Consider the following 24,199-nt stretch of genomic DNA (forward strand, 5'->3'; position numbering starts at 1 on the left):
CCCCAACCCCCACTCCTACACCCACCTTTCGCGATATCAGTGGCGATATTTATCGCAGCGAAATCGAAGCCGCCGTGCGGGTCGGCTTCATTTCTGGGTTCTTAGAAGACAACACCTTCCGACCCCAAAGCGCCTTAACCCGTGAGCAGGTGGTGTCAATGGTACTCGATGCCATGGGTGCATTACCGGATGTGAACCCCAATGCTCCCGCTCAAGTGAACGCGGCTCCGTTCCCGGATGTGGCCGTGAATCGTTGGAGTGCGGCGAAGATTCAATGGGCGAAAGCCAGCGGGATTGTGACGGGCTATCCGGATGGCAATTTCCGACCGTCCCAAGCGGTGACTCGTGCTGAACTGATGGTGATCATGAAGAAAGCGGCGGAGTATGCCAAGACTCAAAAGGGAATGGCGATGACCTTGGGACAAACCCAAAACCCGTTTGCCTTCTCGGATACGAGTACCCACTGGGCGCGATCGCTGATCTCGGAAATGTCCGGCTATTGCGGTGTGGCCAGTCCCGTCAATGAACAGGGCACACAATTCCAACCCAACTCCCCCGCCCTCCGCAACTATGCAGCCGCTGCCACCTTGCGCATGTACAACTGCGTCCGCAACGGCCAATAACCCAGCCTGGCTCTCGCACCCTTGAGAGTTGATTTATAAAAAAGGCTCTGAATGCAATCATTCAGAGCCTTTGCTGTGGGGAGTTTATCTTTCGCGCCTATTGGGTCGGTGCATTAGGATCAGGACGTTGGGGGCGATCGCGTTGGGGACGTTCACGGTCAGGACGTTCGCGATCGCCATCCGGATCAGGGCGATCGCGGTCGGGACGTTGGGGGCGTTCTCCATCGGGGCGATCGCAGTCGGGATCAGGGCGGTCAGGATCAGGCCGTTGGGGGCGTTCTCCATCGGGACGTTCGGGGCGTTGGGGGCGTTCTTGATTGGGGCGTTGGGCCAGTGGGAAATCGGCTTGAGGGACAGCGAAAGCGGCGGTCGGGATAACCACGGTTGCCAGCGTGACGAGGGCGAAAAAGGTGCGTTTCATGGTGCTCTGTGGATTCGGGAGAGAGGTTGTTTTGATACCTTTTCAGTATCGGCAACTGGGGGCGCGATCGCCTGAGTCGGACGGCTCAATCAAAAACGTGACCATTGGCCTAGCCGTCTTTTCCGGAAAAAGCCCCCATTCTGTTGAGGCAACACAGCCACTAAAGCAGCCCATAATGCAAGTCTTGAACTGTCAAGAAATGTAAAGTAAAGTCTTCTTGCAATTCTGAAAATCCTGGAAATCTTGGGTTTCAATAAAAGTGACGTTGCCATTGTTTGTCACCAAGTCATGGGAAAGCTCAGGAGCCAAAAGCCGTCACAACTCACCCAACTCATTTGGGATTTTTATCGAGAAAATCAACAGGAACTCGATCAACTTCGCTGTTTATCACACTGTCAGGTTGTGCGGCGTTGGGGTGTCTTGCATATCCGCTGCCCGGATCAAACCATTGTTAATGCAGTGTTGGCGAATCGGGCGTTGCTAGAAGTTCCGTTAGCGAAATTGCGGGTTGTGCAACGGATTAAAATTTTTATCCTGCGCAATCCAATTACTTCATTCACGATTGGCTCTGATAAGCAATTAGCTTGAAAACTATAGCAATCAACAAGGGCATTAGGACAGGCAAGGGGCTTAAGCCCCTTGTTCCAGAGTTTCTGAATGTCCTAACTGCTCTAGCTAGTGCTATACGATCATGACTGGCGTTTTTATAGTTCATTGAACGGCGAAAGAGTCAAAAAAAAGGGGATTCAGTCCCCCTTTTTTTTTGACTTCTTTGCATTATGCTGTGGACGATGCAAGGTTGATCTAGGTAATCAAGAAGGCTAATAACGTCATCGCAAAGCAACTGAGATAAAACACGCCAACGATTTGGGTTTCACTCCAGCCGCTGAGTTCGAGATGGTGGTGAATGGGAGCCATTTTTAAGAGGCGTTTACCTTTGCCATCGGGGCCTTTGGTGGCTTTGTAGTACCCGACTTGGGCGATGACTGAAATGGATTCGACAAAAAATAAACCGCTGAGGATAAAGAGACCCCAGAGACTGTGACTGAGCAGACCGACGGCGGCTAAGGTTCCGCCGAGGGCGAGGGAGCCGGTGTCACCCATGAAGACGCGGGCGGGGTTGTGGTTGTGGACGACAAAGCCGAGACAGCCGCCACTGAAACAGGCACAGAACAGGGCGAGGGTGGGATAGGTGGGGGCGATGAGGATGGCGAGTCCCAGCAGGGCGATCGCAGCCGTACCGCTGGCTAAACCATCGACCCCATCGGTGATGTTGGTGGCGTTACTTTCGGCGGCGAACACAAATACAGCGATGGGCCAAAACACGATGCCGAGGGGTAACACCCAGCCTGCGCTGAGGGAAATCGTGGTGATGTCAGCGGGTTGAGTCTGACCCATCCACAGGCAAAAGGCGATCGCGCCGCTGATCTGCCAGACTAATTTCATGCGGGGGGTTAGCCCTTTATTCGATTTGCGGCGGAGAATTTCCCAATCGTCAACCCAACCGAGCAGCGCGTAAAACAGGGTAATCGTACCAACGGCGATCGCATTACCATCGAACCCCGACCAAAGCCAAGCCACCGCCACCACCAACGGCACAAACGATAGACCGCCCATGGTGGGGGTTCCCACTTTCTTAAGGTGGGTTTTGGGGCCGTCTTCTTGGATAATTTGGCTGGCTTTGAGGCGGCGCAAAATGGGGATTAAGCCCTGGCCTAATACCGCACTTCCCACCGCACAGACCAACATCGGCAACAGTAACGATTGCTGCCATTGCCCTAAATTGCCTGCGATCGCGTCGTAGCTCAGACCCATACCGCCCACAAGCACGGCCAGCAACAGGAGCAGCACTTTTCCCGATGGGTTTCTCAGACTGGTTCTTGACTCTAATTTTGCGTCCACAACTTCAACACACCACAATCAATAAATAGAATCGGGGTCACCCGGCGTTCCTGATGACCCATAGGGATTGCCCTTAATCGTCTAAATCATCATCATCATCGTCATCTTCTACGTCCATCAATTCTGCAATTTCTTCTTCTGAATCTTCGAGGGTATCATCCTCCAGCACGCCTTCACGGGGCAGCAGACGGCCGTTGGACTCTAGCCAATAGAGAAGCGATTCACCTTGCTTGAGGGGAATAACGGAAGCGGGTTCGTAACGGGGTTCTTGACGGAGAGCAGGGTTTTGCATCGCTATACTGAGAGAATAGAAACTGTAACGAATCCAAATACTGGGGCTAAATACCCACCAGTGTACGGGAAAACGCCAGGGATTAAAAGCCATAACGGCGGGATCTGGCATGATCTAGAACATGGGTTTGGTTTGTTGTTTTACCACAGTTGCGGAATCATTGGAGAGGGTGGCAATTTTTATGGATCATAAGGCAAGGTTACTCGGTGCGATCGCCGGCAAAAATCGCGGCTTGCTGACTCAGGAACTCGATCGGGTCGCCATTCTAGAAGCGATCGCCAAACTCGAAGACGAAAACCCCACCCCCCGGCCCACCGAAGCCGCACAATACCTCGACGGCAACTGGCGATTGCTCTACACCACCAGCCGAGAACTCCTCGGCATTGACCGCTTTCCCCTCTTTCAACTGGGGCAAATCTATCAATGTCTCCGCACCGAAACCCAGCGAGTCTACAACATTGCCGAACTCGTCGGCGTGCCCTGGCTCGAAGGTCTTGTCTGTGTCCTGGCGCAATTTGAACCCGTCTCAGAACGTCGGGTCACGGTTCAGTTTGAACGCTCCATCATCGGACTCCAGCGCCTGCTCCGCTACGAATCCCCCAACGAAATCATCCAACAACTCGAAAACGGCCAAAAATTCCCCCCCCTTGACTTCGACATCAGCAACCGCGATCGCCAAGGCTGGATCGACATCACCTATCTTGACGACACCCTCCGGATTAATCGCGGCAACGAGGGGAGCGTCTTTGTTTTGGCCAAAGAACAAACAGCCAGCCTCCGTGACGGCTGAACCGCCCCCTTAATCCCCACCGCAAAAAACTCCCCCACAGAGGAGGGAGTTTTTTGGTGTAGTCCAGCGATGAGTTAACTCAGATGATGGATTATTTAACGATAATCTTGGCTACCATACCTGCGCCTCTGTGGGGCTGGCAATAGTATTCATATTCACCAGAAGGAGCGCCACTAAAATCAGACGTGTAGGCTTCACCAGGGGAAAACAGTAACTGATCTTTGGACAGTTTCGACAGGGCAGCACCATCAGGGCCTTTTCCGAACACTGCGTTGTGGGGCCCAAGCTTGTTCATGACAAACTTAACGGTATCGCCTGACTCAATGGTGAGGGTCTCAGGTTCAAATTTCAATAGGCCGCTGTCTGCACCCATTTTCACCGTGTATTCTGCTGCTGCCGCCGGTTGAGCAGTCAGCGCAAAGCTAGCGATGACGAGCAAAACAGTAGAAAGGATTAAACCAAGTTTCTTGAGCATGAATTTCTACGGGGTGTCAAAGTTAAATCTGTTTTGATTCTATAACCTCATGGGACATGGACACCAGCCTTACGCTCAGAAAAACTTGAGTTTTCAAGGAAAATCGCGGCAATTTTACCGGTCTTGGCACGCTAGATCTCAACCCTGGCTATTGTGACGACGCACTTGAATCGGTGGGTTACGACGGATTGCTGGATTGTAGTGATAGCGGGAGTTTTAGCCGCCGAACCCACTCTACGATAAATCATTTTTTTAGCTGTGTCGTGGCACTAGCGGGCAAGATGTCCGCACTCCTTAAATCCTGTGATTTAACTGGAGTGGGAGCGTCTCGCTCCCTAGCTGTTTAGTGATGTTCCCTAGCTGTTTAGTGATGATGTTATGCGGTGTGTTACTGAATCGGTGGGTTACGGCGGATTGCTGAATTGTAGTGATGGCGGGAGTTTTAGCCGCCTAACCCACCCTACGATAACCACGATAACGCGATGGTAAAGCATTATTTTTGGCTGTGGTGCGGCCCTAGTGTCGCGGCACATGCTAATTGGTGGGTTACGGCGGATTGCTGGATTGCAGTGATAACAGGAGTTTAATCCGCCTAACCCACCCTACAATAAAGTATTATTTTGGCTGTGGTGCGGCGCTAGGAAATGGCCCCTTGAGGTGGGTGGATTAACCGAAAATGTCGAGTTGTTCGGGGGTGGGGTTGGCTTTGGGGGTAGGTTCGGGTTTGCGTTTGGGGTTGCCTTTGCGGAGGCCGACGGCGATTTTGCTGTGTTTTTCGATTTGGGCCATGACTTGCTCGGCCCGTTGGATGACGACATCGGGGAGGCCAGCGAGACGGCCCGCTTCGATGCCGTAGGAACGGTCTGCGCCGCCGGGTTGGACTTGGTGGAGAAAGATGATTTTGTCGGGGAGTTCTTTGACGGTGACTTGATAGTTTTTGACATTGTTGAGGAGGGTTTCGAGTTCGTTGAGTTCGTGGTAGTGGGTGGCGAAGATGGTGCGGGCGCGGAGGGTTTGGGCGAGGTATTCCGCCACTGACCAGGCGATGGAGAGGCCGTCAAAGGTGGCTGTGCCGCGACCGATTTCATCGAGGAGAACGAGAGAGGTTTCGGTGGCGTGGTTGAGGATGTTGGCGGTTTCGTTCATTTCCACCATGAAGGTAGATTGGCCGGTGGCGAGGTCATCGACGGCTCCGACGCGGGTGAAGACGCGATCGCAAATCCCCAGCCTTGCCCCTGTTGCCGGGACAAAACTCCCGGTTTGGGCCATGATTTGGATCAACCCCACTTGACGGAGATAGCAGCTTTTGCCGCTGGCGTTGGGGCCGGTGAGGATGATTAGATCGGGGGTGTCGGGGTGCGTTTTGGTGTGGCCGAGGTGGGTGGAGTTGGGGACGAAAAATTGCTGTTTTAACCGTTTTTCCACCACCGGATGCCGTCCGGCGATGATCTCAATCTCTCGGCCCGTGGTGATTTCGGGGCGACAATAGCCCTGTTCTAGGGCCACATCCGCTAAGCCAACGAGAACATCTAGGGCGGCCACGGCTTTGGCGATGTCGCGGATGCTTTGGGCGTGGGTTCCGATCAGCGATCGCAACTCCTGGAAAATTTCATATTCAATCTCGTTGAGGTCATCCTGAGCCGTGAGGATGCGGGTTTCGCGCTCCTTCAATTCTGGGGTGATGTAGCGTTCCTCGTTGGTGAGGGTCTGTTTGCGGGTGTAGTTATCGGGGGCGGCGGCAGCTTGCGATCGCGGCAGACTCAGGTAGTAGCCAAAGGTTTTGTTATAGCCCACCTTGAGCTTGTTCACCCCAGTGCGTTCCCGTTCGCTCACCTCCAAATCCGCCAACCATTGCTGATCGGCGTTCAACTGCTGGCGGCGTTCATCCAAGCGCGGATCAATCCCCTCCCGAATCACGCCCCCGTCCTTAATATGTAACGGCGGCGCGTCCACAATCCGATCTAAAATATGCCGCCCCACCTGCTCCAATGCTGGCGGGATGTGGTGGAGGGCTTTCAGGTAGGGGGATTGACCTTGGTTCGCCAGTTCTGACAGTTGCGAGAGACGCACGAGGGAATCCGCCAGATTCACCAGTTCCCGCGCATTGGCCCGCTCGGCGGCGGCGCGACCGCTGAGGCGTTCGAGGTCATAAAACTGCCGCAATTCTTCTTTGAGGGTGGTGCGCAGGGTGTTGTTCGTGAGAATTTCCGCGATCGTGTCTTGGCGGGCGATGATGCCGCGCTGATCGAGCAACGGTTCCAGGAACCACCGCCGCAACGCCCGCCCCCCCATGGCGGTATTGGTGTGATCCAAGGCCCAAAGCAGCGAGCCGGTAAAGGTGCGATCGCGCACCGTCTCCATTAACTCCAAATTCCGCCGCGTCTGAGAGTCCAGAATTAAATAGTCCGTCAGGGCGTAGGTTTTCAACGGTTGGAGGGGAATTTTACGTTCCTTTTGGGTGTCTTCGATATATTCGAGCAATCCCCCCGCCACCCGTACCGCCAGGGTTTTCCCCTCACAGCCAATCCCCTCTAAGGAACTGAGGTGAAAGGTTTCTAAAATACGGTTGCGGGCTTCGGTGGCGTTGAAATACCGTTGCGATCGCGTCGTATAACACAAGTCCGTCGGCAGTTCCGGCGGCACAAGCTCATTTTGTTGTCCCGGTCGCAGCAACCGCCCCACATCCAGGGCATCCGTCGGTAACAACACCTCCGATGGGTGCAAGCGCTCCAACTCCATCCCCAGCGCCTCGATTCCCTGGCTTTGGGTGGTGAAAAATTCCCCCGTGGTAATGTCTGCGTAGGCCAGCCCCCAATGGTGTTTGACAATCACCACCGCCGCCAGGAAATTATTGCGCCGCGCCGTCAGCATCCCCTCCTCGGTCAGCGTCCCCGGCGTGAGCAATTGCTGCACCTCTCGCCGTACCATCCGCTTTTCCGCCGCAGCCTGGGCCGCATCTTCCACTTGGTCACAAATTGCGATCGCATAGCCCTTTTCCACCAACATCGCGCTGTAGCGTTCGAGGGCGTGGTGCGGCACACCCGTCATCCGCACCCGTCCGATCTCCTTACCCCCTTCCTTACTGGTGAGGACGAGTTCTAATTCTTGCGCGATCGTCACCGCATCCTGAAAGAAACATTCAAAAAAATCCCCCACCCGATACAGCAACAACGCCTGCGGGTACTGCTCTTTCACATCAATATAATGCTGCATCATCGGCGACAGCTTCTCCCGGTCTAGCCCCCGATAGTCGCCATGGGGTTCGTTGGACGTGGACGGAGGGGACGGGACAGCACTCATAGGTCAATCGGCAGGATGCAAACGTCTATCCATTGTGCCATTTCTCCCTACGCTTAGCCGGATAGGGAGCGATCGCAATCCTATTTGATTCATGAACAGGCAAGGGGCTTAAGCCCCTTGTTATGAACAGGCAAGGGGCTTAAGCCCCTTGTTGATGAGGAGATCAGATCTCCGATTGATTTAGGATCGCTATAGGGCGTGAGCATCCCTGAATTCAGGAACAGCCAACCCCGAAAACTATCATTTTGATCGGAAGCGATCGGGAATCAAAATGATAGCAATATCTTGAAAATTGCGAATAATTAGCAATCAAAATGAAGCGAAGATGGGCTAATTATTACCGCTAATTTCGAGATGTTCTCTAGTCTAATGTATGCAGAAATATCGCCTTGGGGGGCGAATCTGTACCACTTCTAAAAGTGGCCGGTAAAAGGGAATTCTTTGGAACCTAGATTCGCTTAACTGGTCAATACACACATCTCGAACAAAAACGAGAACACAACACAATCAACAGTAAAGACCAGGAGCCTCAATCATGAAAAGCGTACTCTTCCATTCCACCGTCATGCTCGCCACCCTCTCCACCCTTCTCTTTTCCGGTCAATTTGCCCACGCTCAATCTGTCGAAAAAGGAACCGATGCCGCCTACATTGGTGGTGGTTTATCTGCCGGCGTGACCAACGGTGGTCAAAACGGAGATGCAGCGAATCTAGGTGGAAATATTCAAGGACGTTACCAAATTGAAGACACACCGGTTTCCGTCCGGGGCGCGATTTTATTCGGTGAAGAAACCAGCGCAATTATGCCGATGGTGTCCTACGATCTGCCTGTGGCTCAAAATACCAATGTCTATGTAGGTGCGGGGTATTCATTCGTTGAAGCAGACGGTCAACCCAGCCCCTTAGGGAATCGTGATTCGCTCATGTTTACGGTGGGCGGTGAATCCCAAGTGGCTGAAAATATTGTGGTCTATGGTGATGGCAAATGGGGCATTAATGCCTACGAAAACAGTTCAGCCGATGCCCTCAGTTTCCAAGCCGGTGTAGGCTACCGCTTTTGATTGACCTCATTCCCCTGCGGGTTTCTCCGCTGGCATTGAACATCAGAACTCTCCCAAATCTAGAAACCGAGCAATGCTCGGTTTTTTCTTTTTTAGCCGCTGAATTGTTCAACGATGAGCGCAATTTCTCATCACAAGGGGTTAACCATTGAATCCGGTCATTGCAAATGCTCTCAACCTGTAGCGAGCAAGATGCTCGCACGACAGAATTACCGGATGGATTGCTGAAGTTCCCTAAGCTGTTTGGCTGGTTGACTGACAAAATTAGCCAGATCCCGGAAAGCCCTCTCCCTAGCCCTCTCCCCTAGGGAGAGGGAACTGGAAAAATGGATCGGCTCCCCTCGCCCTCTGAGAGAGGGAACTGGAAAAATGGATCGGCTCCCCTCGCCCTCTGGGAGAGGGGTTGGGGGTGAGGGCTATCAAGTCAGTCAACCAGCCTGTTTGGTCTGGAGGGCGATCGCACCCCAACTCCAAAAAAAATCCCCCGTGTGGGGGATAGTCAGGGAGTCGAAAAATCGTTTAGTGGTGGTGATGGTCGTGGTCGTGGCTGTGCCCGTGGCTGTGCCCGTGATCTTCGTAGAGTTTGGGAATGAAGGTCAGGGGGGCGTTTTGAGCGGCTGCGGTTTCGTTGAGCAGGGCTTCGATTTGGGGGTTGGCCCAACGTGCGGCCATGGCCATGAATTCGGGGTGGTCGTTGACGCAGGGCATCCGCACGTAGGTGACGTGGGGGGCGGTGCGCTTGAGACCGCTGGTGATGTGGTCAACGTCGAGGATGGTTTCGTGGTTTTCCGTGGCGAAGCCGATGGGCATCATCACGATCGCAGTTGCACCGAGATCAATTAAGTTCTTGGCGGCGAGTTCGGCGTTGGGCTGCGTCCAGTCAATTAAGGGGGTGTCATGGTTGAGCCAGCCGACGGAAATGAGCGGGTATTTGTTGATTAATTTCGCCCGTACCGCTTCGTAGAGGGCTTCGCTTTCCATGATCCCGGAGGTGAAGCCTTTGGCCTTGTGGGGACAGCCATGATTGAGGAGGATGATCCCGGTTTGCGAGGGGAGGTGAGCGACTTCGAGGTCTTGGCGAATTTTGGATTCCACCATCCGGGCCAAGAGGTCGATGTAGTCGGGTTCGTTGTAAAACGAGGGAATGTAGCGTGTGCCGTCGAGCCAGCCTTGGCGCTGGGTGTCGAGTTTGGTGAGGGCATCGTTAACCTGTTCGACGGCGATGCCGCTGGTGAAGATCGAATCCACCACGAGCAGGGGATAGATCAGGAGTTTGGTGAAGCCTTCCTCTTTAATTTGGGCGATGACTTGCTCTGGGAGATAGGGGGCGCAGAAGTTAAAGGCTTTGAAGACTTTGATGCGATCGCCCCAGGTCTGTTTTAGTTCCTGCTCAATGCCCGCCCGTTGGTGTTCAAAGATGTGGTTATGGGGCGAGACGAATTGGCCGTGCTGATGGCTCCATTCGTGGAGGTCGAAGATGGCCAGGAGTTTGGCGAGGGGGGGATAGAGCCAGGTGGGGACGGGGGCAAATTTGGCCGTCAGCAGGTTGAGGGCTTGTTCGTTATAGTTGGCAAAGTCTTCGTAGCTTTCGACTTCACCGTAGCCCATGAGGAGGACGGCGACGCGATCGCTGTCAGATTCGCCAAGAGGAGTTTGTTGAGATTTTTCCGGAGTTGCAACCACAGTAATTTTTGTAGGTAGGGTTCCATTGTCCTTGATTCTACTCTGTCCCGGCTTTAACCCCCCAGGGGGGACTGCCCAATTTCGAGCCAATCTTCAGGATTTATCTAGATTTGCTGACTTGGATCTGCTGACGGTTCCGACGGGGGCGATCGCGCCCTACGATGGCGGCAAAATCATCGAGTTTGTCCAGGCTCATCGCGTGACCAACGCCCTCACCCTGATCGGATTTAGCGCGGGGGTGGTGGGTGCGATCGCCGCTGCTCACCGCTGGCAACAACAGGGGGGAACCATCACCCAACTGATCGCCCTCGATGGCTGGGGTGTGCCGCTGTGGGGAAATTTCCCGATCTATCGCCTCAGCCACGACTGGACAACCCATTGGCAATCGTTCCCCCTCGGCATGGGGTCGCGCAATTTCTACGCCGATCCGCCGGTGGATCATTTGGAACTCTGGGCGAATCCTACCCAGGGGCAGGGCTGGGCGGAATCGGGCTGGGGTCAACGGGAGCGGCTGAGTGCGATCGCCTTTATCGCCCAACTCCTCGCCCTGCATCCATGAGCAGGGGTGAGGGGCGGGGCACAGTCTCTAGCCCCAACTAACGCCATCTTTAATGCGGTTAATCCAGGATCTATCCAAAAACTATAGTTAATCTATTGACAAACTAAAAATAATTACGCTATTCTATATTCATACTAAACAAGAGGTTAACCCATGGCATTCGCAAACTATCAAAAGCAAACGGAAGATACTCTACTCACCTTTACAATTCACGACGAGCAGTACATTAAGGCGAATCAGTATGATGATGCGTGGGTGCTGAGTGCAGAACGGGCTAGCAATTGCAAATATTTGGTGTGTTGTCATTCCCAAGAGCCGCAAAAAGGGACAGCGTTCTGTGTGGGCTTGGTGAGCCAGATCCAAGCGAAAAATCCCGGCGACGGAAAAACACGTTACGCCATCTGCATCAGTGCATATGCCCCTATTGATTTGCCTGATGTTTGGGATGGCGGTCAAAACCCTGTGCGCTATGTGAGCTTGCAGGACTTAGGCATTGATCCTGCATCCCTGACGTTTGAAACCCTCTAGGCACGAGCAAGGATGGTTTTAAAAACCTCAGAACATCCTTCGGTAATCGTGTGAGATCGGCTTCTCTGCTGTCCGACCCGATGATTCAGCGGATAGCCGAACCACTCCACAGAATTACCGAATGAGTCATAGCTTAGTACAGGACAAAAGTGGAAATGGGAAATGTACGACAAAATCTGAAGTTTGAAGGGGGTGGGAGCATCCTGCTCCCTATTTTGTCTAAATCCCAGCGGGCAAGATGCCCGCACTACAGAGGATGGAGTTTGATGGAGTCGGTTGGGGTTCGCGATGACTCGACCCAACCGACGAAATGATTAGGGTTTCAGCCTAAACCTGATTTTTGTCCTGTACTCAGGAGTCATAGTTACCTTTATTAGTGATAAACATTCTATGGAAGACACCCTCCTCACTTTCACCAGCCACGATGAGCAGTACATCAAGACGAATCATTATGATGACGCTTGGACGCTCAACGAAAAACGGGCCAGCAATTGTAAATACTTGGTGTGTTGTTATTCCCAAGGGGCGAAGAAAGGGACGGCGTTTTGTGTGGGCTTGATTAGCCATTTAGCGGAAGTGCCAACCCCCGAACATGAAAAAACCCGCTACGCCATTCACATCACGGATTACGCCCCGATTGATCGGCCGGATACGTGGGATGGTGGCCGTTTTCCGGTGCGTTATGTGGCGTTGGCGGATTTGGGCATTGAGTTAGAGTCCCTCACGTTTGAATCGCTCCGAACACCTGCGATCGCATCCCTAGACACGATTCCCCCCCTCTCCATTACCCAAGCTAAAGAAGGTCTAGCGAAACAATTTGGGGTAGACCCGGAGCAAATTGAAATTGTGATTAAAGGGTAGTGTGATCTTGAAACCCCTCAACGTTAGCCGTTGAAGGGTTTTTCAGCATCAGGCATGGATAGGAATGGTGGATCAGGTGCTCAACTCTAGGATGGACTCAATCCAACGATTAGCCGCGATTTTTAATCAGCATGACCTGAATGACTTGATTGACAACGGTTGGGTCAAGCTCGAAGGAGCGGGCCAAGCTGCTGAGGAGGTCTTCCTCTTCTTGGCTCACTTCCCCGTCCGCAAGGACGAGATCGGTGGCGATCGCAAAAGCTGTTTCGTACAAATCATGGGGTAAGGTCGCGATCGCCGCCTCAAACAAGACCCCCGATCCCTCCCGCCGCAAAATGCCACAGAGATTATCAAACATCCGACGCATCACATCTTCGGAATAACTCCGAAATAGGCGCATCCGTAACAGCGTAATATTGAGCAGCCGCACCTCATCATCCGCTAAATATCCATCTGCTGCGACCACCAACAACATAATGGCGGCAAACCCTTCCGCCGGGCCAAGGCTTAATTGACTTTTCTGCAAGCTGTCATTTTTGCGAAACGCATCAAAGAGACCCATGGGTGACTGCTCTCCAACATCTAAAATTGCATCTATCCTGGCCGATATTTTGGCAAAATGGTCAAAATATTAAGTTCTGTGACATCCTCCCGACGCTGACCCTATGGGTACAGCGCGGGTTTCCCAAGATCGCTCTTGAGTATTCCTGCCCCACGCCACTTATCTAGGTCATAGACCCCCGACAGACCGACTTGACAGGCTGTTTCCGTTCCCCAGAGTCCCTGGGCTACTACGTTCTCTAGTCCACGATGCAAAACCATCTCTGCTGCGGCATGGTCACGATGGGTTCGATACCCACACTCAGGACAATGATGCTCTCTGACCTCCAACCCTTTGCTCACCGTAGCAAGGCAATTAGGGCAGGTTTGACTGGTTCCGTTGGGGTTGACTTTGGCAAAATATACGCCCCGTTTCCAGCAAACCCATTCCGTCAGAGACAGAAATTGTCCGAATGCGGCATCAACACAATCTTTCCGCAGCATCCCCCTCGTCAACCCTGTGACATTGAGATCTTCTGCAAAGATGGTTTGCGCCTGGTCACAAAGTTTGTGAGCCGTCTTCAGATGGAAGTCTTGACGACGGTTGGCAATCCGATGGTGCATTCTGGCCACTTCGATTTGTGCTTTCTCCCAGTTTTGAGAACCCTTCTGTTTTCGTGCCGCTCTGCGTTGCAGCAATTTCAGCTTGCGTTGCCTCGACTTGAAAAACTTAGGGCGCTCCTGGAAAGAACCATCCGAAGCGGTCAAAAATCGCTCCAATCCCAGGTCAATCCCAATCGCCCGACCATGAACCGGAGCATCGGGAACCGATATGTCCGATTCGATGGTGACAACCACATACCACTGCGTTCCCCGCACTCTCGACAATACCCGCACCTGCTTCACCTTGAACCCGTCAGGGATGGGGCGATGCAGGTTAATGGACAGTTCTCCTATCAATGGCAACTTGATAGCGTTGCCATTGATAGGAGAGGACTTGAACTGGGGAAACACAAAGGACTTGAACTGACCAAACTTTTTGAAACGAGGGAACCCATATCCCCGTTTCTGAAATGCTTTCCAGGTATCGTGCAGTCTGCGAATCGTAGTCTGCAACACCTGGGAATGGACATTACCCAAATGCGGGAATTGCTTCTTAGCTTTGGGCAGGTTGTTTTGCTGACGGTGGTAAGACGGAAACGGCTCCGAAGCGGGAATGATGTATTCCTTTTCCAAGGAGCATCGGTCTACCCAGCACTGACGCGAAGCAATCCAGTCTTTGAGTTCACGCAAAGCGTAGTTATACAGGCCTCTGCACGTCTCAAGCCACGACCGCAGTTCAGTTTGCTGCACGGCATCTGGATAGATTCGGTAGGTGTAGTTCATTGTCAGCATAGACATAGCTTACAACAGCTAGAATTCGGTGGTAAATGCTTGCTTCGGGGGGATTGTTCGCGTCGCGTCTCCGCAGGAGAAACCCCGCTCAGTAAGCGGCGAGACGACCTGTATCCCGACGCTGATGCTTCGCATACAGCGCGGGACTTATGTTCTCGCGCTCTTAAAAGTTAAACCGCTGCCATTCGCGCTTCAATGGCATCGATCCGCGTGGGCAAACCGGCGGTCAAAACAGTTGATCCCGTATCCGTGACCCACACTTCATCCTCGATGCGGATGCCGCGCACATCCTCAAATTCCGCCAATCGCTCCCAGTTAATCAGGGCCTTTTGTTGGGCGGTGGCGGCGTTGAGGAGGGCGGGGATTTGGTAGAAACCGGGTTCAATCGTCACGACCATGCCCGCTTGGAGGGGGCGATCGAGACGGAGATAGCGCCAACTGGGGCGATCGCGCCGTGTTCGGCCCGACCCGTAGCCCGCCCAATCGCCAAATTCCTCCAGATCATGAACATCCAACCCCACCAAATGCCCCACCCCATGGGGAAAAAACAACGCCATCACATCCAGTTTTGCCACGGTTTCCCCCGTCCCCTGCAAAATCCCCAGATCCAACAATCCCGCCGTCATCGTGTCGAGGGCGAGGCGGTGAATGTCGCTGAATTCGACCCCTGGAGCGATCGCATCAATACAGGCATCATGGGCAGCAAGGACAATCTCATAGATCGCCCGTTGACGTTCGGAAAAGCGGCCCGTGACGGGGAGGGTGCGGGTGATGTCAGCGGCCCAGCCTTGGGGGGTTTCTGCGCCGAGGTCGATCAGCAGCAGATCGCCGGGGTTGAGGGGGTGGGGGGAGGTGTCGGCGTGGAGAATTTCGCCGTGGGTGGTGACGATGCTGGGGTAGGGGGTGGCCATCCCGGCAGCGGTGACGACGGCTTCCATTGCGCCGCGCACTTCGGCTTCTTTTGCGGCGTAGGGGATTGTTTGCAGGCCGATCAGGTGGGCTTCCATGGCGATTTGGGCGGCCTGTTGGAGTTCGGCGATCGCCCATTCATCGTGACAGAGGCGCAGGGCAATAATCGCTTGGGCGAGGGCGCGATCGCAATCCGGGCAGTCCGGCAGGGGTAAAATTGGCCGCCCCAAACAGGCCCCTTGTTTTTGGCGCGTTGCCGGATCGAGGGCCGCCACCGTTGCCCCGTGGGGAAAGCGTTCCGGCAGTTGAGCGAGGGGAAAATGTGCCGCCGCGCCGATCTGTGCCGCCAAAACCGCCCGGCTGGGGAGTTCGCCGAGCCACAGCGCCGCACTGGCTGGCGGTTCATCATAAAACAGTTCTAAATCTCCTTCAATCAGACCAATCACCGCCCCCTCAATGGCTTGGCCGGCAAAGTACAAAAACGAACTACTGGCCCGAAACGGATACCGATTGGCCGCAAAATTTCGCATCGGGGCTTCCCCCGCCCAGAGCAAGACAGGATCGCTCAATTGAGTCGCTAAGTCACGGCGACGTTCGTGCAAAATACTGGGGTAATCCATCGTTCTATGGCTGCTGATATCATCCAAAACCCGCAGAATTCGGGCATTGTGCCGTGGAAGTCTCCCGGAGGTGATCCCCATGACGGCCTTTCCTAATCGCCGAAGGGGCGATCGCTTTTCTGCTATACCTTAAGCTAAGGCAAATCCGTTGAGGCTGTCCGGCCATGGAATCATTAATTTATCTCTTTGTCCCGATGGTGCTCGGCACAGCATTCACGCTGATGAACTCGATCAAGATCATCAACGAAGGTAACGAAGCCCTCGTTGAACGCTTTGGTCAGTACAGCCGCAAGCTCAACCCCGGCTTAAACATTGTCTTACCGGTTCTAGAAACTATTGTCGTCGAAGAAACCACCCGCGAAAAAGTCTTGGGGATTGAACCGCAATATGCGATCACCAAAGATAACGTCTCGCTGAAAGTGGACGCGGTGGTGTATTGGCAAATCATTGACCTTGAACGCACCTTTTATGTGGTGGAGGATATTAAGAAGGCCATTGAAAACTTGGTGTTAACGACATTGCGATCGGCGATCGGTCGCCTCAAACTGGAAGAAACCTATTCATCCCGCGACAAAATCAATCAATCTCTCCTTGAACAATTGGACGAGGCGACGGCGAATTGGGGAGTGAAGGTAACCCGGATTGAGGTGCGGGAAATTTCCCCGGCGAAAAATGTGATGGATTCCCTGGAGTTAGAACGGGCGGCGGAAAGTAAAAAACGCGCCGAAATTGCTGAAACGGAAGGGATTGTGCAATCCATTGAACTCCTCTCTGCGGTGTTGAAAACGAAACCCGATGCCAAGCGTGTTTTGGAATTTTTGGTGGCGCAACGGTATGTAGAAGCGAATGAAAAGCTGGGCAGTAGTCCGAATTCAAAAGTGCTGTTTATGGACCCAAGAGCATTGAATGAGGCGATGCATGGTTTGATGGGGCAAAATCGCTATGCCAATACGTCAGAGTTTCACGATGTCACCCCTGAATCTCCTCCAGTGGCTCCCGCCAATCCGCCGCAGCCGCAGCCGGAGAATGGATCGACGGCTCCGAACACCCCAACCCATGAGGCTTGATCGGGGGGGATTTGGGGCGATCGCTTTTCCCCGATTAAAATTCTGCGATAGGGTAGACATAATTGTTGCTTAGCCTTGCGCCTCTGGTGGCCAGATTTGACACCCTAAATCAGGTCTGCGGCTCTTGTCGTATTTATGCCGGTGTGAATTGGGCGTGAAAACCCGGCCAGGAGAGGCAAAGACATCTTTATTTATGACTTCATCCAACGGTCAAACCTCTGCCTCTTTTTGGCAGCTTTGGACGATGAGTTTTGGTTTTTTGGGGGTTCAATTTGGGTGGACACTCCAGATGGCCAATACCAGCGCCATTTATGAATATTTAGGGGCGAACCCCGAAGAAATTCCCATCCTCTGGCTGGCGGCTCCGATCAGCGGTTTGATCGCCCAGCCGATTATTGGGTATTGCAGCGATCGCACCTGGACAAAATTCGGTCGCCGTCACCCCTATATCCTGGCCGGCGCTCTGCTCAGTTCCATCGCCTTGATTCTCATGCCCAATGCCTCCAGCCTCTGGATGGCCGCCGGAACCCTTTGGATTCTCGACACCTCGATCAACCTCACCACAGAACCCTTTCGCGCCTTTGTCGCCGACAATCTCGACAATGAGCAAGATCTCACCCGTGGGTTTACGATGCAGTCCTTTTTCATTGGCTGTGGTGCGGTGCTGGCCTCCCTCTGTCCTTGGATTCTCAGTCATCTGCTCGATGATACCGCTGGGGCGGGAACTGTGCCGCCATCGGTGACCTTTTCCTACTACATCGGGGCGGCGGTCTTTCTCTCAGCGGTACTCTTCACCCTGCTCAACACCCAAGAACGCCCCCCCCGACCGCGACCCAATGCGGATGAATCCCCCCCCATGGTGGAGGAAATTTTCATCACCATTCGCGAGATTCCCGCCACGATGCGCGAGTTAGCGGTGGTGCAGTTTTTCACCTGGTTGGGGATGTTTTGCATCTTTTTGTATCTCCCGCCGGCGATCGCTCACCAAGTCTTCGGAGCCACCAGCGAACAATCCCCCCTCTACACCAAAGGCATCGAATGGGGCGGCATCTGTATCGGGATCTATAACTTTTCCTGCTTCCTCACCTCCCTCGTTCTCCCCCGCCTCGCCCAACTCACCAGCCGCAAATTCACCTATGGATTTTGTCTCTTCTGTGGCGGCAGTAGTCTGATCTCCCTCTACTGGGTGCGCGATCCCTATCTCATCATTCTGCCCATGCTCACCTTCGGCATTGCTTGGGCGGGCGTTCTCTCCATGCCCTACTCCATCCTGGGCGATTCCCTACCCCCCCGCAAAATGGGGATCTACATGGGACTCTTCAACGCCTGCATTGTCATTCCCCAAATCATCGCGGCGTTGGGCTTAGGTTGGGTCATGGAGACTTTTTTACACCAAGAACATCTTTTAGTGGTTGTTCTCGGTGGATTTTCCTTTGTGATTGCCTCGGTTTGTGTGGTGGGTGTGAATGACCCCGCCAACACGGAACTGCCCGAATCTGAAGCGGAACTCAGTTAATGGATCGCCATGGGACGCGCTGAGGACATCGATAGCGATCGCTGGTAAGGGCTGCGCTCAGAAACCCTAAATCCACGCATCGGGATCAGTGTCTTTGACGACTTCACCCTTGACCACGATCACATCTGACTCGGCTACATCTAACTCGGCGGCGGCTTCTGGGTCTGATGTGGCGATCGCTCCTTGATCATCCCCTTCGTCTGAATCAACCTCCTCCTTGACCTGGAATGGATCACTGTCTGGCTCTTCGATCAACCCCAAGGCCTCAAGATCTTTCACCACATCGGGTTCAGGAACTTGACTGAAATCTTCATGGAGTAGGGCGGGTTCTGTGACGATCAGATCCTCTCGCCGTGTGGGTTCCGTCGCGGTGGGTTCAGGTGGCGCAGCGACAGGATCGGCTAATTCTTGTGATGCTGGCGGGTCGGATGCTACGGGGTCGGATTCGGGTGATGCTGGCGGGTCGGATTCCGTCGCGGTGGTTTCAGGTGGCGCATCGACCAGATCGGCGGATTCTTGTGATGCTGGCGGGGTGGATTCTGTCGGGGTTGACGGGTCGGACGGGGGCGGTGCTGCTGCCTCTGGGGTGTTGTCTGGTTCAGGTTCTGAAGCGTCTGAGGGGGCTGGAACCGGGGCGGGACGCTTGGCGGAACCGGGGCGGAAGCGATCGACGAGTTGGCCGAGGCCAAACCCGTTTTTGGCTTTGGCGATGGTGGCATCGCTGATGGGGGTTTGTTCCAGGACGGGGGTTTTGGCGCGGCGGAGGCTGAGGGTTTGCCAGGTGAGCCATCCTAAGAGCGCGACGCTAGCGGTTTGGCCTAGTAAAACGCCGCCGGTAATGCGCCCGGCACAAATCCACAACACCAAAGCATAGAACCAACCGACCCCGCACCAGAAAAAATCCCGTTGGCGGTGAATTTCGGGAAAGAAGAAGGCGGCGAGGTAAAAAAGAGAGCTACCGAGGGCAACGGCGATCGCTAAAAAATGAGCCAGCATAGCGAAAAGGGGGTAAACAAGGACGGTATCAAGGAACACCACTACTAACCACGATACGCTACCGGGTTAAAATCGCTCAACTGTGCCATCATCTCGCAGATAAACCGCGCTCATCCCCGCCACCCGACCCCCGGCAATGATATCAACGCGCAGATGTTGGGGGTTGTTTTGGCTGAGGGTGGCGAGGAGAGTGGCTCCGGTGCGATGCCAAAAGGTGAGGGAAAAATTCCGAATCGTTGTGCCGAAATAGAGGGGGCTGAGTTCACCGGGGGCGAGGGCGATCGCTTCCCCGCCAAAGGGTTCAATGTAGACCGTTAACGGCGTGCGATTTTGTACCTCAATCTGAATCCGTTGACCCACGGCCACCCGTAGCGGCGGCGGCGGACAACTTTGCCCCGCATTACAAGACCCCGCCAGAACATCCGGAGGGGACAGCATCCCCAGGGCAAGGCCAAGGCTGAGATAAAGCATGAGGTGCGATCGCCCCATCACTCCCTCCAGGTTTGGGTCACCGTAGACAGCCAACTTTGCTTCCGTTCCGTTTTCTGCTTCCCATTCTCCCCACCCTCAACCTGAGTGTCATGCCCATCATTGTCCATGTCCACCGTCGTCGCCTCCTGCTCATAGTCACGACTGGTGAATAAATGATCATATTCATCCGCCGCCTCTAGAGCCGTCGCCCGGTCATCCTCATCCTCAATACGAGTCGCCTCATCCTCATCAATCAGATCCGCCGCCGTATCCGCTTGATGAATCCGAGAAGACTGCGAGAGATGGGGCTTTAAGCGACCCTCAGCGATCGTGCTTTGATCTTGATTAATCACAGTCTGCTGGTCTGTGTCGAAGTCCTCCACCCCAGTCTCAGTGATCTCATTCTCTACGGTCACCGTTGGCTCCTGAACCATCGGCACATCCGGCTGCGGTAACTTCAACGGAATACTACTCACACCATTGACAATCAGTCCCAAAATATTGAGATCCGTTTGACGCACCGTTTCCTGAGCCGAAGCCGCATCCGCCTTATTCAACACCCCCGGCCGGAGCACCAACAACACCCCATCCGTGAGCTTACTCAACGACAGCATTTCCGGGGCCACCAGCAAGGCCGGTGAATCCACAATCACATAGTCATACACCTCAGACATCCGCCGCACCAGCATTTCCATCCGTTCACTATCCAACAGCGCCACCAGCCCCGGTGTGACAATTCCCGCACTCATGATGTCGAGGTTGGGCGTAATGGATTGGATCGCCTGCTCGGAAATAATCTGCTCTTGGAGGACATTGCCCAGCCCCCAGACATTGGTGAGCCGCCAGATTTCATGTTGTTGCGGTGCGGCTAAATCCGCTTCGAGCAATAGCACCCGATGGGACAACATCGAAAGGGAAATCGCCAAATTAGCCGCCGTGACCGATTTACCTTCCCCTGGAATTGAACTGGTGACGGCTAAAATGCGAGCTTTTTGCTCACGGTTGATCAGTTTAAGATTGGTTTGCAACCGACGGTAGGCAACCGTCACAGCATAGAGGGGGCTGTCCGTTGACGGAATACTGCCTAACAGGGGGAGATTGTAATTGATATCTTGATAGTCGCCCTCCTCGGCAACGGGCCAATCTTGGGGATACCAGGCGGGAATTGTGCCAATGACCGGAAATTGATTGAAAAAGCGGCGGGCTTCGTATTCGGTGCGGAGGGAGCGATCGAGCAATTCTAACAAAATCGAAATCGATAGGCCAAGGAACCCCCCCAGAATGCCCCCGGCAATCAGCTCCAGAGAAATGAGGCTAGCCGAATTGGACGGCATCACAGGCACTTCAGCACTTGAAATAACCCGGACGTTGCCGACTTCTTGGTTTTCACGCACTTGGGCTTCTTGCAAGCCTGCTAAGAGGGTTTCGTAGGTGGTGCGTGCTGCTTGGTGTTTGCGTTCGAGTTCCCGCTGTTGTTGTTCGAGGCGAGGGAGTTCTTCGGCGCGACGGCGGTAGCTGGTGAGGCTGGTGTTAATGGTGTCGAGGGCCCGTTGGGCGGCGATGCTAGCGAGGGAATTATCAACGATACTGGCCCGCAGGGTTTGCTCCTGAGTTCCGGCTTCGATCCAGTCGTAATTACTGAGGGTTTGATTGGTCACGACTTGAACCCGTTCGGCGAGGAGTTCTTCTAGGCGTTGTTGGCGGTCTTTCAAATTCAAAATGACGGGACTTTGATCCGTGAAGCGGGCCCGTTGGGTTTCGATTTCTTGCTCAAGTTGTTGAAGGGCGCGATAGGCTTCCTGGACTCCCGCAGATTGACTGACGGCGTTGGCGGTGATCGCTTGATCGGGGGTTAACCCCAATTCTCGATTGAGAAAATCCAAACGGACATTGGCGGAGGCGAGTTCCTGTTCCCGCGCAATGACTTGACCTTCTAGAGTCGAAATGGTTTGTGAAATGACGATCGCTTCTTGATCAATGGAGGTGATATTGTTCGCTTCTTTGAAACGCCGCAGGGCAAACTCAACTTCCTGGAGATCTGCTTCTACTTTGGGGAGTTGTTCCCCGATGAATTCGCGGGTGGCTTTGGCTTGCTGACGGTTGGTGTTGATGTTGTTTTCAATGTAGACCTCGATCAGCGCATTAACGACTTCGGCCGTATCCGCCGGACGTTCTGATTCAAATACCAGCTTGATTACGTCGGTTTGGGGCAGCATTTCGACGGCGAGCCTTTGCCCGATCGCACCGGCGGTGAGGGGCTGGCCGGTGGCATCGGTAATGTTGACTTTTTCGGCCACTTTTTCGAGAATCGGGCGTGATTGAATGACGAGCATTTCGGTGGCGAGGGGATTGCTCAGGGCACTGGTGGGGTTGATTAAGCCGCCTTCGTCACTGAGGCCCACGAAGGAAATGGACTGTTGTGGCACGAGTTGGAGGGTTCCCCCCGAACGATAGATGGGGGTGTTGAAGAGGGGTGGAATTCCGCCTAAGGCTCCTCCTAAGATACCGCCCACGAAGATGATGGGCCAGCGTCGTTTGACGATGAGCCACAATTGCCGAATGTTAACTTCAATATCGAACTGTTCACGAGTTCGCATAGGCAAGGGGCAGTTAAGTTCAGAATGGATGGACGTTATGAAAGCATTCCCTATTGTCTAAGGATAGTGCAGATGACTAGGGAGCGGCAGTGGGAATTATGGCTGAAATAACGGATTGATCGGTCTGTAGTCGGATTACTTGGGGGGTTTGTTCCGGTGGCGGTGGAGGGATGCGATCGCACTCCCAGCGCCATTACGTTACATCGGCAACAGACGCTGGGAAAAAATCTATCTTAGGGTTAATCCCAAACTCAGATGCTCAAAACCTTACGAGTTTGAGCGTCTGGGTTCTTTGATGATGTTAGCCATAAAAACACCAAGCCTATGGACACCCCAAGCTCTAATTACGAAGCGAGTGAAGACTATCCCCTCAGTCCCGTTCCGGCCCATGCCCGCAAATCCATGGTATCTCTCGCTCCTCTTCTCATCGGCTTTACACTCTACTCCGGAACATTGTTCGCCGGGGGAATTGTGGGGCCCTCCTTTACTTTTTTTCCGGACTTAATTTTGGTTATCCTCGTCGGCAATCTCATTTTGGGGCTGTATGCTGCGGCTCTGGGCTATATTGCCGGGCAAACGGGTTTAAATACGGTGCTGCTGGCCCGGTTTAGTTTTGGGGCGGTGGGATCACGATGGGTGGATTTTATTCTGGGCTTTACCCAAATTGGCTGGTATGCCTGGGGGTCTGGGTTGATTGCTGATTTGCTCAATACGGTGGTGGGCTTCCCCACCTCCCTGAACTGGTTGTTAATCATTGGCGTGACCTACGGCTTTTGTGTGACGGCATATATTGGCTATCAGGCGCTGGATTGGCTGAGCCGGATTGCCGTGCCGGCCATGGTGATTTTGATGCTGTGGAGTTTAACAGTGGCGACGGGAGATGCTGGGGGCTGGAGTGGCTTAACGGCGATGACCCCCAGTGAGCCGTTACCCTTGACGGTGGCGATTACGATTATCGTCGGCACGTTTGTTTCTGGCGGAACACAGGCGACGAACTGGAGCCGCTTTGCCACATCGGGGCGGACGGCGGCGATCGCCACCCTCATCGCCTTCTTTCTCGGCAACGGCTTTCTGATTTTCAGCGGGGCTTACAGTGCCCTGGTCTACGACAATTCCGACATTGTCCAAGTCATGGTGCAGCAAGGGCTGTTGGTGTGGGGGTTAATCCTGTTCTTCTTGAACATGTGGACCACCCAAGACAACACAATCTACGCCTTCTCAGTGGCCGGCGCTCACGCCTTCCGCACCCCCAAGCGTCACCTTGTCGTCCTCACCGGGGCCACCATTGCCCTCGCCCTCACCTTTGGCGGCATTTACGCCAGCGAACAGTTTGTTAACTTTTTGGTGTTGCTCGGCACGTTTATCCCCCCCATTGGCGGCGTGATCATGGCGGATTTTTGGCTCTATCGGCGGGGAGTGTTGCCGGACTTGAGGATTCCTCAACCGGCGATGAACTGGGTTGGGATTGGGTCTTATGTTGTGGCAGCGGCGATCGCCTATTTCGCCCCCGGCATTACCCCCCTCAACGGCATTATCGCTGCCTTTGCACTGTATACCGTATCCAGCCGATTTTTTCAGCCATAATCGAAGCAGG

Annotated in this window: 22 protein-coding genes; 10 read left to right on the plus strand and 12 right to left on the minus strand. The window is 53.9% G+C overall.

The window, feature by feature from the left end; genetic code table 11:
• On the plus strand, positions 1-623 hold a 623-nt coding region (locus PN477_RS01925), incomplete at its 5' end, for an S-layer homology domain-containing protein (RefSeq protein ID WP_272146929.1).
• Positions 624-720: 97 nt separating this feature from the next.
• Here the strand turns inward: PN477_RS01925 and PN477_RS01930 are convergent.
• A complete protein-coding gene (locus PN477_RS01930; RefSeq protein ID WP_272119865.1) occupies positions 721-1,044 on the minus strand; it encodes a hypothetical protein in 324 nt (107 codons plus the stop codon).
• A gap of 288 nt (positions 1,045-1,332) precedes the next feature.
• On the opposite strand from PN477_RS01930, the gene PN477_RS01935 reads away from it, so the two are divergent.
• Positions 1,333-1,632 (plus strand): hypothetical protein, encoded by a 300-nt coding sequence (locus PN477_RS01935; RefSeq protein WP_272119863.1) that lies wholly within the window; start codon positions 1,333-1,335, stop codon positions 1,630-1,632.
• Positions 1,633-1,848: 216 nt separating this feature from the next.
• On the opposite strand, the gene mraY is transcribed toward PN477_RS01935, so the two are convergent.
• Together mraY and PN477_RS01945 are read right to left on the minus strand one after the other, a co-directional pair.
• Positions 1,849-2,946 (minus strand): phospho-N-acetylmuramoyl-pentapeptide-transferase, encoded by a 1,098-nt coding sequence (mraY, locus tag PN477_RS01940; protein ID WP_417158730.1) that lies wholly within the window; start codon positions 2,944-2,946, stop codon positions 1,849-1,851.
• Positions 2,947-3,019: 73 nt separating this feature from the next.
• The gene (locus PN477_RS01945) at positions 3,020-3,238 is read right to left on the minus strand and encodes a DUF3134 domain-containing protein (protein ID WP_272119860.1); all 219 of its coding nucleotides are present in this window, start codon (positions 3,236-3,238) and stop codon (positions 3,020-3,022) included.
• A 181-nt stretch (positions 3,239-3,419) separates the two neighbouring features.
• On the opposite strand from PN477_RS01945, the gene PN477_RS01950 reads away from it, so the two are divergent.
• Positions 3,420-4,028: a PAP/fibrillin family protein gene (locus PN477_RS01950; protein ID WP_272119858.1), complete on the plus strand. Its 609-nt coding sequence runs from the start codon at positions 3,420-3,422 to the stop codon at positions 4,026-4,028.
• Between the two features lie 91 nt (positions 4,029-4,119).
• Here PN477_RS01950 and petE read toward each other — a convergent pair whose 3' ends face one another.
• Positions 4,120-4,503 carry a plastocyanin gene (petE, locus tag PN477_RS01955; RefSeq protein ID WP_272119857.1) on the minus strand — a complete coding sequence of 128 codons (384 nt, stop codon included), beginning with the start codon at positions 4,501-4,503 and terminating at the stop codon, positions 4,120-4,122.
• A gap of 666 nt (positions 4,504-5,169) precedes the next feature.
• The gene (gene mutS, locus PN477_RS01960; protein ID WP_272119855.1) at positions 5,170-7,803 is read right to left on the minus strand and encodes a DNA mismatch repair protein MutS; all 2,634 of its coding nucleotides are present in this window, start codon (positions 7,801-7,803) and stop codon (positions 5,170-5,172) included.
• Positions 7,804-8,338: 535 nt separating this feature from the next.
• Here mutS and PN477_RS01965 point away from each other — a divergent pair.
• Positions 8,339-8,863 (plus strand): outer membrane beta-barrel protein, encoded by a 525-nt coding sequence (locus PN477_RS01965; RefSeq protein WP_272119853.1) that lies wholly within the window; start codon positions 8,339-8,341, stop codon positions 8,861-8,863.
• Between the two features lie 519 nt (positions 8,864-9,382).
• Here PN477_RS01965 and PN477_RS01970 read toward each other — a convergent pair.
• Positions 9,383-10,546, minus strand: a complete 1,164-nt coding sequence (locus PN477_RS01970; RefSeq protein WP_272119851.1) for a ferrochelatase — start codon at positions 10,544-10,546, stop codon at positions 9,383-9,385.
• 25 nt (positions 10,547-10,571) lie between these two features.
• Here PN477_RS01970 and PN477_RS01975 point away from each other — a divergent pair, with 25 nt between their 5' ends.
• From PN477_RS01975 to PN477_RS01985, 3 genes are all read left to right on the plus strand, one after another.
• Positions 10,572-11,105: a hypothetical protein gene (locus PN477_RS01975; RefSeq protein ID WP_272119849.1), complete on the plus strand. Its 534-nt coding sequence runs from the start codon at positions 10,572-10,574 to the stop codon at positions 11,103-11,105.
• A 153-nt stretch (positions 11,106-11,258) separates the two neighbouring features.
• Entirely contained in the window at positions 11,259-11,633 is a 375-nt protein-coding gene (locus PN477_RS01980) for a hypothetical protein (RefSeq protein ID WP_272119847.1), read from the plus strand.
• Between the two features lie 390 nt (positions 11,634-12,023).
• Positions 12,024-12,494: a hypothetical protein gene (locus PN477_RS01985; protein ID WP_272119845.1), complete on the plus strand. Its 471-nt coding sequence runs from the start codon at positions 12,024-12,026 to the stop codon at positions 12,492-12,494.
• Between the two features lie 109 nt (positions 12,495-12,603).
• Here the strand turns inward: PN477_RS01985 and PN477_RS01990 are convergent, their stop codons facing one another.
• The 3 genes from PN477_RS01990 to PN477_RS02000 form a co-directional block, all read right to left on the minus strand.
• Positions 12,604-13,056: a tellurite resistance TerB family protein gene (locus tag PN477_RS01990; RefSeq protein ID WP_272119843.1), complete on the minus strand. Its 453-nt coding sequence runs from the start codon at positions 13,054-13,056 to the stop codon at positions 12,604-12,606.
• Between the two features lie 101 nt (positions 13,057-13,157).
• A complete protein-coding gene (locus PN477_RS01995) occupies positions 13,158-14,429 on the minus strand; it encodes an RNA-guided endonuclease InsQ/TnpB family protein (protein WP_417158731.1) in 1,272 nt (423 codons plus the stop codon).
• 170 nt (positions 14,430-14,599) lie between these two features.
• Positions 14,600-15,958, minus strand: a complete 1,359-nt coding sequence (locus PN477_RS02000; RefSeq protein ID WP_272119839.1) for an aminopeptidase P family protein — start codon at positions 15,956-15,958, stop codon at positions 14,600-14,602.
• A gap of 164 nt (positions 15,959-16,122) precedes the next feature.
• On the opposite strand from PN477_RS02000, the gene PN477_RS02005 reads away from it, so the two are divergent.
• Positions 16,123-17,025, plus strand: coding sequence for an SPFH domain-containing protein (locus tag PN477_RS02005; protein WP_272119837.1), 903 nt, complete (start codon positions 16,123-16,125; stop codon positions 17,023-17,025).
• A 193-nt stretch (positions 17,026-17,218) separates the two neighbouring features.
• Positions 17,219-18,541, plus strand: coding sequence for an MFS transporter (locus PN477_RS02010; RefSeq protein ID WP_272119835.1), 1,323 nt, complete (start codon positions 17,219-17,221; stop codon positions 18,539-18,541).
• 66 nt (positions 18,542-18,607) lie between these two features.
• Here PN477_RS02010 and PN477_RS02015 read toward each other — a convergent pair whose 3' ends face one another.
• The 3 genes from PN477_RS02015 to PN477_RS02025 form a co-directional block, all read right to left on the minus strand.
• Positions 18,608-19,537 (minus strand): Ycf66 family protein, encoded by a 930-nt coding sequence (locus PN477_RS02015; RefSeq protein ID WP_272119833.1) that lies wholly within the window; start codon positions 19,535-19,537, stop codon positions 18,608-18,610.
• 66 nt (positions 19,538-19,603) lie between these two features.
• A complete protein-coding gene (locus PN477_RS02020; protein WP_272146933.1) occupies positions 19,604-20,026 on the minus strand; it encodes a hypothetical protein in 423 nt (140 codons plus the stop codon).
• Positions 20,026-22,605 carry a GumC family protein gene (locus PN477_RS02025; RefSeq protein WP_272119829.1) on the minus strand — a complete coding sequence of 860 codons (2,580 nt, stop codon included), beginning with the start codon at positions 22,603-22,605 and terminating at the stop codon, positions 20,026-20,028. Before PN477_RS02025 ends, PN477_RS02020 begins: the two co-directional genes overlap by 1 nt.
• Positions 22,606-22,929: 324 nt before the next feature.
• On the opposite strand from PN477_RS02025, the gene codB reads away from it, so the two are divergent.
• Entirely contained in the window at positions 22,930-24,189 is a 1,260-nt protein-coding gene (gene codB, locus PN477_RS02030) for a cytosine permease (RefSeq protein ID WP_272119827.1), read from the plus strand.
• Positions 24,190-24,199 lie beyond the last annotated feature (10 nt).

This window comes from Spirulina subsalsa CS-330 (genome assembly GCF_028330765.1).
GTDB classification, from domain to species: Bacteria; Cyanobacteriota; Cyanobacteriia; order Cyanobacteriales; family Spirulinaceae; genus Spirulina; species Spirulina subsalsa_A.

What these genes read in the sequence shown, in the direction of transcription:
- PN477_RS01930 (WP_272119865.1), bottom strand. Translation starts at nt 1,044, where the DNA reads ATGAAACGCACCTTTTTCGCCCTCGTCACGCTGGCAACCGTGGTTATC.
- PN477_RS01935 (WP_272119863.1), top strand. Translation starts at nt 1,333, where the DNA reads ATGGGAAAGCTCAGGAGCCAAAAGCCGTCACAACTCACCCAACTCATT.
- PN477_RS01945 (WP_272119860.1), bottom strand. Translation starts at nt 3,238, where the DNA reads ATGCAAAACCCTGCTCTCCGTCAAGAACCCCGTTACGAACCCGCTTCC.
- PN477_RS01950 (WP_272119858.1), top strand. Translation starts at nt 3,420, where the DNA reads ATGGATCATAAGGCAAGGTTACTCGGTGCGATCGCCGGCAAAAATCGC.
- petE (WP_272119857.1), bottom strand. Translation starts at nt 4,503, where the DNA reads ATGCTCAAGAAACTTGGTTTAATCCTTTCTACTGTTTTGCTCGTCATC.
- mutS (WP_272119855.1), bottom strand. Translation starts at nt 7,803, where the DNA reads ATGAGTGCTGTCCCGTCCCCTCCGTCCACGTCCAACGAACCCCATGGC.
- PN477_RS01965 (WP_272119853.1), top strand. Translation starts at nt 8,339, where the DNA reads ATGAAAAGCGTACTCTTCCATTCCACCGTCATGCTCGCCACCCTCTCC.
- PN477_RS01980 (WP_272119847.1), top strand. Translation starts at nt 11,259, where the DNA reads ATGGCATTCGCAAACTATCAAAAGCAAACGGAAGATACTCTACTCACC.
- PN477_RS01985 (WP_272119845.1), top strand. Translation starts at nt 12,024, where the DNA reads ATGGAAGACACCCTCCTCACTTTCACCAGCCACGATGAGCAGTACATC.
- PN477_RS01990 (WP_272119843.1), bottom strand. Translation starts at nt 13,056, where the DNA reads ATGGGTCTCTTTGATGCGTTTCGCAAAAATGACAGCTTGCAGAAAAGT.
- PN477_RS01995 (WP_417158731.1), bottom strand. Translation starts at nt 14,429, where the DNA reads ATGCTGACAATGAACTACACCTACCGAATCTATCCAGATGCCGTGCAG.
- PN477_RS02000 (WP_272119839.1), bottom strand. Translation starts at nt 15,958, where the DNA reads ATGGATTACCCCAGTATTTTGCACGAACGTCGCCGTGACTTAGCGACT.
- PN477_RS02005 (WP_272119837.1), top strand. Translation starts at nt 16,123, where the DNA reads ATGGAATCATTAATTTATCTCTTTGTCCCGATGGTGCTCGGCACAGCA.
- PN477_RS02010 (WP_272119835.1), top strand. Translation starts at nt 17,219, where the DNA reads ATGACTTCATCCAACGGTCAAACCTCTGCCTCTTTTTGGCAGCTTTGG.
- PN477_RS02015 (WP_272119833.1), bottom strand. Translation starts at nt 19,537, where the DNA reads ATGCTGGCTCATTTTTTAGCGATCGCCGTTGCCCTCGGTAGCTCTCTT.
- PN477_RS02020 (WP_272146933.1), bottom strand. Translation starts at nt 20,026, where the DNA reads ATGGGGCGATCGCACCTCATGCTTTATCTCAGCCTTGGCCTTGCCCTG.
- PN477_RS02025 (WP_272119829.1), bottom strand. Translation starts at nt 22,605, where the DNA reads ATGCGAACTCGTGAACAGTTCGATATTGAAGTTAACATTCGGCAATTG.
- codB (WP_272119827.1), top strand. Translation starts at nt 22,930, where the DNA reads ATGGACACCCCAAGCTCTAATTACGAAGCGAGTGAAGACTATCCCCTC.